The following is a 13881-nucleotide window of genomic DNA, read 5'->3' on the forward strand; positions in this document are numbered from 1 at the left end:
CAGGCGGCCCTGCTCCGCTCGGGCGCCCTGCTCGCCGTGTTCGGCCCGCTGACCTGGACGGTCGCACAGCTGGCGGCGCTGCCGCTGGCCGCCTGACACGCGCCCCGGGGACGCCGGAAACTCGTACGAAAAAAGTCCCGGACCGGCGATGAGTTTCACAGGAGTCCCCGGTCTACCCCTGCGAACGGACCGAAACCGAACGGGAGAGACCTCGCCATGTACCAGCAGATGATCTTCGTGAACCTGCCCGTGACCGACCTCGACGCCTCGAAGAAGTTCTTCACGGAGCTCGGGTACGCACTCAACCCCCAGTTCAGCGACGAGAACGCGGCCTCCGTCGTGATCAGCGACACCATCGTGGCGATGCTGCTCACCAAGCCGTTCTACTCGTCCTTCACGACGAAGGAGATCGCGGACGCCACGAAGACCAGCGAGGTGATGCTCTGTCTGAGCGCCGAGAGCCGCGCGAAGGTCGACGAGCTGGTCGAGAAGGCGGTCGCAGCCGGCGGCACCGCCTCGGAGAAGATCCAGGAGATGGACTTCATGTACGGCCGCGCCTTCGACGACCTCGACGGCCACACCTGGGAGGTCGTGTGGATGAACCCGGCCGCCATCGAGGGCTGAGGCAGGCGCCCCGTAGAGGGCGCGGGGAACCGCGCGAGCAACCACCTGCCCACCCGCAGCCGCTCACGCACGGTCGCCCCCACCCCCTAGGGCCCGGCCCGGCCCGGCGGAGCGACCTAGCATGGGCGGGTGCAGACGATGCCCGCCCATGCGGCCCACCACGACGACCACGAGATCGAGACGATCGAGGAGTTCGACGCGATCGTCTCGGCGCATCGCACCCTCACCGGATTCCGCGTCCAGGCCGTCGACCTGACGGACCGTACGCGCGAACTGCTCGCCACCGCCACGACGGGAGCCGTCTTCCTCGGCTGCCCGATGCGCGAGGAGGCCGCCGCGAAGATCCGCGCGGACGGCGCCCTGGTCTTCCCGCCCGTCCCCGGCCTGCCCTTCGATCCGTACCGTGGCCTGCTCTACTCCCCCGACGAGCTCTTCGCGTCGCTGTCGGACGGCGGTTACGAGGCGACACCCGACGCCCTCGCGTACGCCTGGTTCCAGCGGACCAAGGCCGACCGGGACGTCTACGCCTCCATGCTCCGCGCCGTCCACGACGACTCCGTCTCGGACGCCCTCGACGAACTCCTCTCCGGTGCCCGGGTGGTGGGCGTGATGGGCGGCCACGCGATGGCGCGCGGCACTGACGCGTACGAGGGCGCCGCCCGCCTCGGCCGCACCCTGGCCCGCTCGGGTCTCACCGTCGCCACCGGCGGCGGTCCCGGCGCGATGGAGGCGGCGAACCTGGGCGCCTACGCGGCGCCCCACGACGACGAGATGCTCGCCGAGTCCCTCCGACTCCTGGCGAAGGCGCCGAAGTTCACGCCCTCGATCACCGAGTGGGCGAGCGCCGCCTTCGAGGTGCGTAACCGCTGGCCGAAGGGCGGCACCTCCGTCGGCATCCCCACCTGGTTCTACGGCCACGAGCCGCCGAACCCGTTCGCCTCGCACATCGCCAAGTACTTCGCCAACGCCACCCGCGAGGACGGCCTCCTCGCCCGCTCCGACGCCGGCATAGTCTTCCTGCCGGGCGCGGCCGGAACCGTCCAGGAGATCTTCGACAACGCGACCCCCAACTACTACGAGTCGCGCGGCGAACCGACGCCCATGGTCCTGGTCGACCGCGCCCACTGGACGCAGACACTGCCGACCTGGCCACTGCTCCGGTCGCTGGCCCGGGGACGTGCGATGGAGGCCAGGATCGCCCTGGTGGACCGGATCGAGGAGGCCCCGGAGGCCTTGGCCCGGCTCGGGGCGTGAGAACCACGCCCGTCACCGACCTCGCGTCAAACCCTCGGACGGTTCATCAGCGGGCAAAGCCGGCCACTCAAACACTCCTTCGGATTGACAGTACTTATGGCGCGCTTATAAACCTGTGAGGCACAGGGGGAAGCCGCCCCTCCGGCGGCCTTCCGTCACCCCCACTCCCCTGTGTTTCCCGTGAAGGGCAAAAGTGTCCATATTTCCCCGTACCGCGCGGACTTCGCGCTATGTCGGTGTTGCTCTCGCGTCCGCCGCACTCGTGTTCGGCGCCGCGGGCAACGCCATGGCCTGCAGCATCAAGGACTTCTCCGCCGTCGCCGCGTGCGACGGTGACAAGGGCGTCATCCGTGTGACCGACGTGGACGCCCTGGGCATCGAGGCCGAGGTCACCGTCTATCTGGAGAACAACGGGGCCGACCTGCGCCAGGTCGGCAGCAGGACGGTTCTGAACTCCACCGCCGACGGTGTCACCGTCACCTTCGAGGAGGACTGGGAGCCGAACGCCGAGTACCGCGTCCACGTCACGGCGGAGAACTACGTCGACGAGGACATCAAGCCGAACCTGGTGGCGCCCGCCAAGGCCTGCGAGGCGAAGGCGGACACCCCGCCGGCCGCCTCGAAGAGCCCGGAGAAGCCCGCGGACGACGAGGACGAGGGCAAGGACGAGGACAAGGGCAAGGACAAGGGCAAGGACAAGGGCAAGGACAAGGGCGAGCCGTCCGAGACCAGGACGTCCCCCACACCGCCCGCGTCCGAGGGCACCACACCCGTCGGCTCGAACGACAACAACGCCCCGTCCCCCGAGGGCGACTCCAACCTCGCCGAGACCGGTGCCGACTCCCACACCGGCCCGATCGTCGGCGCCGCGGCGGCGATGGTCGCCCTCGGCGCCGGGGCCGTGTACTACAGCATGCGGCGGCGTGGGGCCTCCACACGCTGACCCGTTCCACACGGCTGTGGCCCGTATCTCTCACTCAGGGGTACGGGCCACACGCTCGTCCGGGGAAGCGGCCGGCCCTTGCGTCTCCCACCCGAGGGGTACGGCCCCGCACTCACCCGAACGTCGCGCGCTTCAGCCAGAAATCCAGCAGCTCGCGGTCGCCCAGCACCTCCAACCGCCCACCGTCCGGCGGCAGTCGGCGGTAGAAGGCGAGCAGCACCTCGGTGAGGGGCCCGCGCAGCGCGACCGTCGCCTTCTCGTGGCCGCGACGCCAGCGCACGACGTCCTCGGTCAGCTCGACGAACCACTCGGCGTTCACCTCGTCGCCGGTGTCCGTGGCGTGGAGGTGGATGCTGCGCCCCGCGCCGCGCAGTTCGGCCGCCTCGTCGTGCGGCATGGTCCGTTGGACGAACTCGACGATCTCCAGCCACTCGTCCATCGCGTCGGCGGCGATCTCCGGCGCCACCTCGACCGGCCGTCCGACGGTGAGCGCCGCGTCGGCACCGTGGACGACCTGTTCATGGGCCATCCTGCGGGCCCAGAACCCCGCGCTCTGCTCCCAGCCCCACGACCACACCGGCGCCTCGGGCCCCGCCTCACGCAGCGTGGCCACGATCATCTCCCCGGTCTCCGCGAGCCACGCGTCCAGCGCGGCCGGGTCCCCCTGCTTCTCCGGGCCCTCGTACAGCGGGACTTCCGGCTCGGGCACCTCTTCCTTCGACCGGGTCCGTACGTTCAGCTCGACCCAGCGCAGGGCGCCGCCGGTGTGGCGTACGAGCTGCTCAAGTGACCAGTCGGGGCAGGTCGGCACGGTCGCCGACAGATCGGCGCCGGAGGTCACGATGTCCCGCAACCGCCGTACCTGCAGCTCGATCTCGGCGCAGTAGCGGTCGTGCCGGGCCCGGGGTTCCTGCGTACGCATCGTCATGGTGCCGCACCTTATGCGGCCGGACCGGCTCCCAGCACGACGATTTCGGCCGCGTCGAAGCTCACGCCGACCTGCTCCCCGGGCTCCGGAGCGTCCCGCAGCGCACACGCCGCCTCCAGGCGCGGCGCGTCCCCAGGCCGGAGGTGCACGGCGACATGCGTGCCCCGGAAGGTGCGCGCGGCCACGGTGCAGCGCAGCAGCCCGTCGGCCACGTCGACCAGCCGTACGCCGGCGGGCCGGACCAGCAGCGCGCACGCCCCCTGCGGCGAGCCCTCCGGCACCGGCACCTTGCCCCACGCCGTGTCCGCGACCGTGCCGGTCACCGTCGCCTCGACCACGTTGTCGAAGCCGAGGAAGCGGGCCACGAACTCGTCCACCGGCCGCTGCCACACCTCAAGGGGCGTACCGGACTGGGCGATCCGCCCGTCCCGCATCACCACGACCCGGTCGGCCAGCGCGAAGGCCTCACCCTGGTCGTGCGTGACCGCCAGCACGGTCGTCCCCAACTCGCCGAACAACTGCCGGAGTTCGACGACCAGGCGCTCCCGCAACGACCGGTCCAGCTGGCCGAGGGGCTCGTCGAGCATCAGCAGCCGGGGGCGCGGGGCGAGGGCGCGCGCCAGTGCGACCCGCTGCTGCTCGCCGCCGGACAGTTCCCCGACCTGTCGCCGAGCGGCTCCGGGGAGCCCCACCAGGTCCAGCAACTCCCGCACCCGCACGGCTCGTTCGTCCTTCGCCGCACCGCGCATACGGGGCCCGAAGGCGACGTTGCCCGCCACGTCCCGCTGCGGGAAGAGCTGGTGGTCCTGGAACATCAGGCCCACACCGCGCTTGTGGGCGGGCACACCCCGCTGGTCCCGGCCGTCCAGCAACACCCGCCCGCCGTCCAGCGGTTGCAGCCCGGCGACCACCCTCAGCAGCGTCGACTTGCCGCTGCCACTGGGCCCCAGCACGCACACGATCTCGTGTTCGGCGACCTCCAGATCGACCGCGTCGAGCACGGCCCGCCCGCCGAACCGTACGGTCGCGTCCTCAAGCCCGAGCAACATCAGAACTCCCCCGTGCGATCGGTACGGAGGCGCTCCAGCACCAGCAGAGCCACTGCGCACACCACCATGAGAATCGTCGAAAGGGCCATCGCCTGGCCGTAGTTGAGGTCACCGGGACGACCGAGCAGCCGTGCCACGGCGACCGGGAGCGTCGGGTTGTCGGCGCGCGCGATGAACACGGTCGCCCCGAACTCCCCGAGCGACACGGCGAAGGCGAACCCGGCCGCGATCAGCAGCGCCCGCCGCACCATCGGCAGATCGACCTCGCGCCACACCCGCCACGGCGACGCCCCGAGCACGGCCGCCGCCTCCCGCAGCCGTTGGTCCACCGCGCGCAGCACGGGCAGCATGGTCCGTACGACGAAGGGGACGCCCACCAGGGCCTGGGCGAGCGGCACCAGGATCCAGGAGGACCGCAGGTCCAGCGGCGGCTCGTCCAGCGCGATCAGAAAGCCGAAGCCGACGGTCACCGCGGACACCCCGAGCGGCAGCATGAGCAGCGCGTCGAAGCCCCGGACGAGCCGGCCGGCCCGCCGTGTGAGCGCGGCGGCGGCGAGCCCGCCGATCAGCAGGGCGATGGCGGTCGCGGCGAGCGCGTACGTGAGCGAGTTCCCGACCGCCTCGATCGGCGCCACCAGGAAAATCCCGCTGTCGTCTCTGGTCAAGGCCTTGTAGTAGCCGAACCCGGGCGCGTCGAGCGACCGCTCCACCAGCACGCCGAGCGGCAGCAGGATCAGCACGACGACGGTGGCGAGGACCCCGCCCAGCAGCGCCCACTGCCCCACCCCCCGCGGTCGCCGGGCCGTGAGCGACGCGTCCACCAGCCGCAACGCGGTCTCCCGCCGCCGTACGGTCCACGCGTGCACGGCGAGAATCAGCCCGACCGCGACGAACTGCACGAGCGTCAGCACGGCTGCCGCCGGCAGGTCGAAGATCTCCGAGGTCTGCCGGTAGATCTCCACTTCGAGGGTCGAGAAGGTCGGCCCGCCGAGGATCTGCACCACCCCGAACGACGTGAAGGTGAAGAGGAAGACCATCAGCGCGGCGGCGGCCACGGCGGGTGCGAGCGCCGGGAGCGTCACCCTCCGCCAGGCCGCCGACGGCGAGGCCCCGAGCATCCGCGCGGCCTCCTCCTGCCGCGGGTCGAGCTGCGACCACAGCCCGCCGACGGTCCGTACGACGACCGCGTAGTTGAAGAACACATGCGCCAGCAGGATCGCCCAGACCGTGGTGTCCAGCCGCACGCCCCACAGTTCGTCGAACAGTCCGCCACGCCCGACCAGGGCCAGGAACGCCGTGCCGACGACCACGGTCGGCAGCACGAACGGCACGGTCACGACCGCCCGCAGGATGTCCTTGCCCCTGAAATCGAAGCGCGCGAACACATACGCGCCGGGGAGCGCGATCAGCAGCGTGAGCGCGGTCGAGACGAGCGCCTGCCAGGTGGTGAACCACAGCACGTGCCGGATCCCGGAGTCCCCCAGCACCTCCCCGATCCGCCCGAGGTCCCAGGTCCCGTCGGCCTTCAGCCCCCGCACGACGATCGCGGCGACGGGATAGGCGAAGAACAACCCGAAGAACGCGACGGGCAGCACCATGAGCCCGAGCCGCGCCGCGCTCCCCGGCCGACGGGGTCCACGCGGTGCGGCCACGGCCTCCTCGGCTGATTCGGTCACTTCAGTACGAGCGAGGCCCACGACTTGACCCACTGGTCACGGTTCTCGGCGATCTTCTCCGGCGCCATCGTCTCGGGGTCCTTCGCCGCGGGCCCGTACTCGGTGAACTCGGCGGGCACGGACGCCCCCTCGACCACCGGGTACACGAACATGTTGAGCGGCATGTCCTCCTGGAACCTCTTCGAGATCAGGAAGTCGATCAGCGCCTTGCCGCCCTCGGCGTTCTCGGCATTGCTCAGCAGCCCCGCGAACTCGACCTGCCGGAAGCAGGTGCCGGTCGCGACCCCGGTGGGCGCGGTCTTCGGCTTCGGGTCCGCGTAGACGACCTCGGCGGGCGGCGAGGAGGCGTACGACACGACGAGCGGCCGGTCGCCACCGGCCTTCTTGCCGTCCGTGGACCCGGAGAACTCCTGGTAGTACGCCTGCTCCCAGCCGTCGACGACCTTCACACCGTTGGCCTTGAGCTTCTCCCAGTAGCCCTCCCAGCCGTCGTCCCCGTACTTCGCGGCCGTACCGAGGACGAATCCGAGCCCCGGAGAGGAGGTGGAGGCGTTCTCGGTGACGAGGAGGTCCTTGTACTCGGGCTTGACGAGATCGTCGAACGACTGCGGCGGCTCGATCTTGTTCTTGCTGAAGTACGCCTTGTCGTAGTTGACGCAGATGTCACCGGAGTCGATGGGCGTGACCCGGTGCTTGCCCTGGTCCAACTGGTACGCGGCGCCGACCTTGTCGAGCCCCTTCGCCTCGTACGGCTGGAAGAGGCCGTTGTCGAGCGCGCGGGACAGCAGCGTGTTGTCGACGCCGAAGAAGACGTCGCCCTGCGGGTTGCCCTTGGTCAGGATCGCCTGGTTGACGGCCTGCCCCGCGTCCCCGCTCTTGAGGACCTTGACCTTGTACCCGGACTGCTTCTCGAACGCCTTCAGCACGTCCTTGGAGTAGGCGAAGGAGCCGTGGCTGACGAGGGTGACGGTCTTCGAGCCGGTGCCGCTGTCGCCCGAGCCGGACGACCCGCACGCGGACAGCGTGACCAGGCCCAGCCCGACGACCAGGACCGTTGCCTTCTTGGTGATGTGCACTGAGTCGATTCCTCCTGGAGGTGACCAGGAAGAGACGCGGCCCTGCCCGGGGGCCGTCGGAGGTTTCGAAGGCTCCCGGGCAGGGCGCAACAGCTTGAGTGATGACCGAACTTCCTACCCAGAATGACCTGGGCGAGGTTCAGAGGGTCTGCGGCCCGCTTGCCGCACTCTCAGCGCTGTGGCGCTCCCCTGTCGGAATATGAAGATGTGTACGAAGGTCAGAGTACCCCGTGGCCTGATTCCGACTCCTACCGGTGGCCACGGGCCGACCCTCCGCCCGCCCTCGGCCTACCTCTCGGTGGCCGCCAGCTGCCCGCACGCCCCGTCGATCTCCTGACCCCGGGTGTCCCGGACGGTCACCGGCACCCCATGGGCGGCGATGGCCTCGACGAACGCCTTCTCGTCCTCGGGCCGGGAGGCCGTCCACTTCGACCCCGGAGTCGGGTTCAGCGGAATCAGGTTCACATGCACCGGCTTGCCCTTGAGCAGCCGGCCCAGCCGGTCACCGCGCCACGCCTGGTCGTTGATGTCCCGGATCAGCGCGTACTCGATGGACAGCCGACGCCCGGACCTGGCCGCGTACTCCCACCCGGCGTCCAGCACCTCGCGCACCTTCCACCGTGTGTTCACGGGGACGAGCGTGTCGCGCAGTTCGTCGTCCGGGGCGTGCAGCGAGATGGCGAGCCGGCACTTGAACCCTTCGTCCGAGAACCGGTGGATGGCGGGCACCAGCCCGACCGTGGACACGGTGATCCCGCGCTGCGACAGCCCCAGCCCGTCCGGCTCCGGGTCGGTGAGCCGACGAATGGCCCCGACGACCCGGTTGTAGTTGGCGAGCGGCTCGCCCATCCCCATGAAGACGATGTTGGAGAGCCGTGCGGGCCCACCGGGGATTTCCCCGTCGCGCAGCGCACGCATCCCGTCGATGATCTGATGGACGATCTCCGCGGTCGACAGATTCCGGTCGAGACCCGCCTGCCCCGTGGCACAGAACGGACAGTTCATCCCGCACCCGGCCTGCGAACTGATGCACATGGTGACCCGGTCCGGGTACCGCATCAGCACCGACTCGACGAGCGTCCCGTCGAACAGCCGCCACAGCGTCTTCCGCGTGGTCTCCTGGTCGGCCGACAGATGCCGCACGACCGTCATCAGCTCCGGAAGCAGCGCCTCCTGAAGCTTCGCGCGCGCACCCGCGGGGATGTCCGTCCACTGCTCCGGGTCGTGCGCGTACCGCGCGAAGTAGTGCTGAGACAGCTGCTTGGCGCGAAAAGGCTTCTCCCCGATCGCGGCGACAGCCTCCTTACGCTCCACAGGCGAAAGATCAGCAAGATGCCGCGGCGGCTTCTTGGCTCCGCGGGGGGCGACGAATGTGAGTTCTCCGGGTGCAGGCATAACCCTCCCAGTGTCGCAGATCAACTCCAGTAGCCCAGGCCACAGCAGGGTGGGGGTGGTCACCCGTGGGTGCCGACTGTCAGCGTTGGTCGGCTTCGCACGGCCCAGGGACGGCCCAGGGGCGCGCGCTCTGGGGACGGGATGGCCTCTCCGGAGGGGGACGAGTGGACATGCTTGAACGGAAGGAGTGACTGGCCGAGCGCGTAGTCGCAACCGTCCCTACGGTCGACGGTGGCCGCATGAGCGGAGGAAGGATCGGTGGCCATCGTCAGCGGTGCTTTCTGGGGGTCAGCAGCACTGGCCTGATGCTAGGTTTCCAGGATGCGCATTGGGGTGTACGTAGACGCGTACAACGTCTACTACGGCGGTCGTGGACTGTGTGGCCGAGGAACAGCCGGTTGGCGCTGGCTAGACATTCGAGGGTTGGCAGGCTCGCTGCTCAACGCGAGCCCAAACTGGACCGGCGCGACCCTTGAAAGGATCGTGTACTGCACAGCTCGTATTAGCACTGCAACGAACCCCTCCGCGCAGCGCGACCAGGACATTTACCTGAAGGCTCTGGTGGCCCACCACAGCGTCGATCACATTGAGTACGGCAAGTACGTCTACCGGGTCAAAAGTGCGCCCCTGGCACGAAAGGACCGCAGGGGCCGTCCTCAGCTTGTCGCTCCAGACTGGCCGATCATGGTCCAGGATGGTGGCATACCCCTACAAGCGGGGATCTTCATGGCGTCGGTCGCAAACAGTGAGGAGAAGGGCAGTGACGTCAACGTTGCATCCCATCTCCTAATCGATGTGCTCGGCGGAGCGATAGACGGGGCCATCGTGATCTCCAACGACAGCGACCTACGCTTCCCACTCGCTCAGGCGCGCCAGCGCGTACCGGTTGGACTGGTCAACCCGGGCAAGGGTTTCCTGGCCGGCGACTTGAGAGGTAACCCGCAGGATGGTGTGGGCCTACATTGGTGGAAGCAGCTAACTCCCGCAGACTTCCAGCAGCACCAGATGCCCGACCCCGTCGGGCTCTACAGTCGCCCAACTGGTTGGTAGATCTTTCAGGACTCATTACGCCGAAACTTGACGGCCTAGCTCCCCGGCGGTACGGTCTTCTCATAACTCACCTGACCCCTTGTGGGTCAGGTTTTTTCTTTCCCTGAACGCCGAGTCTGGTGACAGCACCCATGACCTGCGGCGATTACACAGGGCATCCGCAATCCAGGCATTGAACGGTGCTTGTCGGGTCCCAGCGATACGCTCCGTCGCTACGCTGCACCTACGGTGACGGAGCGTATCGCTGGGACCCGACAAGCACTACGAATCACCCGATCCTTTAGAGATTCTTTACCCTTGGCCACCTCCCGAAGCGACCTAGTTCGGCCCCGAAGCCACTGCGCATGCCACCCCAGCCACAGACCACCCAAGCTCCCATCCCGTCTGCCGTCGACCCACACACCGTGGAGCGGGCGTGGTTCCTGGCGTCCAGGTGGAGCGCGCCACTGTACGAACGACCTGGACGCCAGGGGCCGCGCCTGCTCGGCTCTGCCTGGGTCGACGGCAGACGGGATGGGAGCTCCCCGCGCACACCACAAACGGCCGGCACTCGCGAACGGCGCCCCCGCCATCTCGGAGCCTGAGCGCCCCCGCCGGAGGCATGTCTTTGACCCGCGGGTGACTTCCTCGCTTCTGCCCGCATGCACGTAGCGCGCCGCCGGGCGCGGCCAGCCGGGGCGCAGACAGGAGGCAGGCCGCGCCGCAGAGGCGGCGCGCGCCCGCGCCGTGCGCGGGCCTTGATGAAGTAGGGAAAGTTCTATCCCGCTGGGATGAGGCGCTTACCGTCGTGGCTCCGAACGTGGGGGCCGTTGCCGTCCAAGGCATCCAGAAGTCGGATTGCGAAGACCTCGGACATGCGCTCCGCCACCTCGTCGGGCGTGAGCCAGGCAACCGCGGTCGATTCGCTCGACGTGCGCTCCATGCCACCGGAGGGCTTGCAGCGGAAGACCAGCGCCACGATGCCCCGGGTCGTGTTCTTGTAGACCCCGGTCAGTTCGTCCACCTCGACGTGGATGCCCGTCTCCTCCAGGACCTCGCGGGCTACGCCGGTCTCAGGGGTCTCGTTGAGTTCGAGCACTCCGCCCGGAAGCTCCCAAGTGCCGTTGTCGGCGCGGCGGATCGCCAGGAGGCGGCCGTCCTCGCGTACCACTACTCCGGCCACAGAAACGGAGTGCAGCGGCGGCGGAGTGGCTTCCTGTGATTGACTCATATACAGGAGCATAGGAGGCAGAGAAGGACTATGGGAACTGCAGTAGGAGGCCAGAGGTCAGTACCTCGGTACGTGCAGATCGCCGAGGAGATCATCCAGCAGATCCGGGCAGGCGTCCTGAAGCCTGGCGAGATGGTGCCGAGCGAGTCGGAACTCGTCGATCGCTACAACGTCTCAGGCGGGACGATCCGCAAGGCCATGGTCGAGGTGCGTGCAAGCGGGCTTGTCGAGACCCGGCACGGCAAGGGCTCGATCGTGAAGGATCGGCCGCCTGTCCGGCATCGCTCCTCCGATCGCTTCCGGCGCTCGCTGCGGCAAGGGGGCAAGGCCGCCTACCTCGCCGAGTCCGCGCAGTCCGGCGCCACAGCCAAGGTGAGCGTCCTCTACATCGGCCCCATGGAAGCTCCCGAGGATGTCGCGCGGCGGTTGGGCGTATCCGCCGGCACTCAGGTGCTCGCCCGGCGGCGTCTCTACTTCCGCAACGGCACCCCGGTCGAGACCGCCTCCTCGTACCTCCCGTGGGACGTCGTGAAGGAGATCCCCGAGCTGTTCGCCGAGAACCCCGGCGGCGGTGGCATCTACGCTCGACTCGAAGACCACGGACACGAGTTCGCGGAGTTCGTCGAGACGCTGCAAGCGCGCCCGGCCTCAAAGGCGGAGTCGTCCGAGCTGGCGCTCAGCCCCGGTGCCCCAGTGGTTCACCTGGTCCGCGAGGCGCGTACGACCGAAGGTCTCGTAGTCGAGGTCTGCGACACGCTCATGGCCGCTGACCAGTTCGTTTTCGAGTACCGGATCCCGGCCGCCGACTGACGCGCGCTCAACTCCCCTCGGCCCGTCGCGAGTTCGTCTTCGCGGCGGGTTGACTCATATACAGGAGTGATGCACTCTTCTTCATGTCACTCATATACATGAGTGACGGAGTCCAGCCTCTATAGAGGAGTGATCTGCTGTGCGTCAGATTCCCGTCGACACCTCCGCCGCCACCGTGATGGTCGCCAAGGCTCCGCAGCCGAAGGTCAAGGACCGCCGTACCGGTGAGATCGCCCTCGACAAGGACGGCGTGACGCTGATGACCGTGGAGGTCATGTTCTCCACGCCGGACGAGGTCGAGATCCTCAAGCTCACCGTTCCTCAGCCGGGCGTCTCCGAGGACCTGACCATGGGCACCCCGGTCGCGCTGACGGGCCTGGTCGCCTCGGCGTGGGAGAACGAGTTCAACGGTCAGAAGCGCCACGGCATCGCGTTCCGCGCGGTCGCGGTCACGTCGCTCGCAGCCGCTGCCTCGAAGCCCAAGGCTGCCTGATCATGACCTGGTTCACGGTCGCTCTGGTGCTGGTCGTCGCCACTGCGGGTCTCCTGCGGTGGCGGCGCCCCGCCTGGTACTGGCTGACCTTCGGGGTCACCCTCGCCACGCTGCGGGTCCTGGTCCGCTACACCTCGGTCATGGACGCCTGCGGGCTCACCGTCCCGCCTTCCCGCTGGCGTCTGGCCCTGGCCCGGGTCGCCAACCGGGACGTCCCGCAGTCCCGCCCGCCGCGCATCCTGCGCATCCGCCCGACCCGCACCGGCCTGGTCCTGCGCCTGGGCCTGCGCCCCGGACAGGACGCCTTCGACGTCGCCGCGTCCGCAGACCGACTGCGCCACTCCTTCGGCCTGTACGGCGTCACCTCGCGTGAGCTGCGCTCGGGTGTGGTCGAGGTGCGCATGACCGGCTACGACGTCCTCAGGCGGGTGCAGATGCCCGCGAAGACCGACGCCCGTCCGATGCGGGTCCCGGTCGCCCTGCGCGAGGACGGTTCGGTGCACTACCGCGACTACCGCACCGTCCCGCACGGCCTCACCCTCGGCGCCACGGAATCCGGGAAGTCCGTCTACCAGCGCAACCTGGTCGCCGGGCTGGCTCCGCTGGATGTCGCGCTGGTGGGCATCGACTGCAAGCAAGGGGTGGAACTCTTCCCGCTGGCACGGCGGTTCTCCGCGCTCGCCGACAACCCTGACACCGCCCTCGCTCTCCTGGAAGCGCTCGTCACGCACATGGAGGAGGTGTACCAGCTGATCCGGGCCAACCAGCGAATCACGGTGAACGTCCCGGATGCGGAGATCGCCGCCGACATCTGGGACCTGCCCGCCGACCTGCGCCCGGTCCCGGTCGTGGTCCTGGTCGACGAGGTCGCCGAACTCGCCCTCTTCGCCACCAAGGACGACGAGAAACGACGCGACCGCATCATCACCGCCCTGGTCCGGCTCGCCCAGCTCGGCCGCGCCGCCGGGATCTACCTTGAAATCTGCGGACAGCGCTTCGGCTCCGAACTCGGCAAGGGCATCACCATGCTCCGCGCCCAGCTCACCGGCCGCACCGCCCACCGCGTCAACGACGAATCCTCGGCGAACATGGCCTTCGGCGACATCGCCCCGGACGCCGTCCTGGCCGCCATCCAGATCCCCACCGACACCCCCGGCATCGCCGTCACGGGCGACGCCTCCGGCGGCTGGGCCCGTATCCGCGCCCCGCACACCTCGCTGCGCGAGGCCGTGAACATCTGCAACAAGCACGCTGAGCGCACCCCGGACCTGCCCGCCCTGGCAGCCTTCCGCCCCGCGCTCGCCCCGGCGCCCTCGGCCCCGGTGCCGCTGTCCAAGACAGCCCCCGCTACGGCCTGACACTCCCGCTTCCCC

The 13881-nt window shown here is 69.1% G+C and carries 13 protein-coding genes; 7 read left to right on the plus strand and 6 right to left on the minus strand.

All coding sequences use genetic code 11. The features are described from left to right. Positions 1-216 precede the first annotated feature (216 nt). From AWZ10_RS05855 to AWZ10_RS05865, 3 genes are all read left to right on the plus strand, one after another. Positions 217-624: a VOC family protein gene (locus AWZ10_RS05855; RefSeq protein WP_046704990.1), complete on the plus strand. Its 408-nt coding sequence runs from the start codon at positions 217-219 to the stop codon at positions 622-624. 129 nt (positions 625-753) lie between these two features. Continuing rightward, positions 754-1878 (plus strand): LOG family protein, encoded by a 1125-nt coding sequence (locus AWZ10_RS05860; protein ID WP_060890602.1) that lies wholly within the window; start codon positions 754-756, stop codon positions 1876-1878. A 193-nt stretch (positions 1879-2071) separates the two neighbouring features. Then, positions 2072-2821, plus strand: a complete 750-nt coding sequence (locus AWZ10_RS05865) for an LAETG motif-containing sortase-dependent surface protein (protein ID WP_060890603.1) — start codon at positions 2072-2074, stop codon at positions 2819-2821. 112 nt (positions 2822-2933) lie between these two features. Here AWZ10_RS05865 and AWZ10_RS05870 read toward each other — a convergent pair whose 3' ends face one another. The 5 genes from AWZ10_RS05870 to rlmN all read right to left on the minus strand — a co-directional run bounded on the left by AWZ10_RS05870 (position 2934) and on the right by rlmN (position 8945). Continuing rightward, positions 2934-3749: a maleylpyruvate isomerase family mycothiol-dependent enzyme gene (locus AWZ10_RS05870; RefSeq protein WP_046704987.1), complete on the minus strand. Its 816-nt coding sequence runs from the start codon at positions 3747-3749 to the stop codon at positions 2934-2936. Between the two features lie 11 nt (positions 3750-3760). Further along, positions 3761-4798 (minus strand): ABC transporter ATP-binding protein, encoded by a 1038-nt coding sequence (locus AWZ10_RS05875; RefSeq protein WP_046704986.1) that lies wholly within the window; start codon positions 4796-4798, stop codon positions 3761-3763. After that, positions 4798-6495, minus strand: coding sequence for an ABC transporter permease (locus tag AWZ10_RS05880; RefSeq protein WP_409000338.1), 1698 nt, complete (start codon positions 6493-6495; stop codon positions 4798-4800). Before AWZ10_RS05880 ends, AWZ10_RS05875 begins: the two co-directional genes overlap by 1 nt. Next, positions 6471-7550, minus strand: coding sequence for a thiamine ABC transporter substrate-binding protein (locus tag AWZ10_RS05885; protein WP_060890604.1), 1080 nt, complete (start codon positions 7548-7550; stop codon positions 6471-6473). Before AWZ10_RS05885 ends, AWZ10_RS05880 begins: the two co-directional genes overlap by 25 nt. 288 nt (positions 7551-7838) lie before the next feature. Then, a complete protein-coding gene (gene rlmN / locus AWZ10_RS05890; protein ID WP_046704983.1) occupies positions 7839-8945 on the minus strand; it encodes a dual-specificity RNA methyltransferase RlmN in 1107 nt (368 codons plus the stop codon). Positions 8946-9368: 423 nt separating this feature from the next. Here rlmN and AWZ10_RS05895 point away from each other — a divergent pair, with 423 nt between their 5' ends. Beyond that, positions 9369-9995, plus strand: a complete 627-nt coding sequence (locus AWZ10_RS05895) for a PIN domain-containing protein (protein ID WP_244172413.1) — start codon at positions 9369-9371, stop codon at positions 9993-9995. A 757-nt stretch (positions 9996-10752) separates the two neighbouring features. Here AWZ10_RS05895 and AWZ10_RS05900 read toward each other — a convergent pair. After that, complete coding sequence (locus AWZ10_RS05900) at positions 10753-11217, minus strand: NUDIX hydrolase (RefSeq protein WP_060890606.1); 465 nt, start codon at positions 11215-11217, stop codon at positions 10753-10755. 18 nt (positions 11218-11235) lie between these two features. Between AWZ10_RS05900 and AWZ10_RS05905 the strand changes: the two genes are divergently transcribed. From AWZ10_RS05905 to AWZ10_RS05915, 3 genes are all read left to right on the plus strand, one after another. Beyond that, the gene (locus AWZ10_RS05905; RefSeq protein WP_060890607.1) at positions 11236-12015 is read left to right on the plus strand and encodes a GntR family transcriptional regulator; all 780 of its coding nucleotides are present in this window, start codon (positions 11236-11238) and stop codon (positions 12013-12015) included. Between the two features lie 139 nt (positions 12016-12154). Further along, positions 12155-12508, plus strand: coding sequence for an SCO3933 family regulatory protein (locus tag AWZ10_RS05910; RefSeq protein WP_060890608.1), 354 nt, complete (start codon positions 12155-12157; stop codon positions 12506-12508). A gap of 2 nt (positions 12509-12510) precedes the next feature. Then, positions 12511-13866, plus strand: a complete 1356-nt coding sequence (locus tag AWZ10_RS05915; RefSeq protein WP_060890609.1) for an FtsK/SpoIIIE domain-containing protein — start codon at positions 12511-12513, stop codon at positions 13864-13866. The last annotated feature ends 15 nt before the right edge of the window (positions 13867-13881 follow it).

The organism is Streptomyces europaeiscabiei (genome assembly GCF_001550375.1).
GTDB classification, from domain to species: Bacteria; Actinomycetota; Actinomycetes; order Streptomycetales; family Streptomycetaceae; genus Streptomyces; species Streptomyces europaeiscabiei.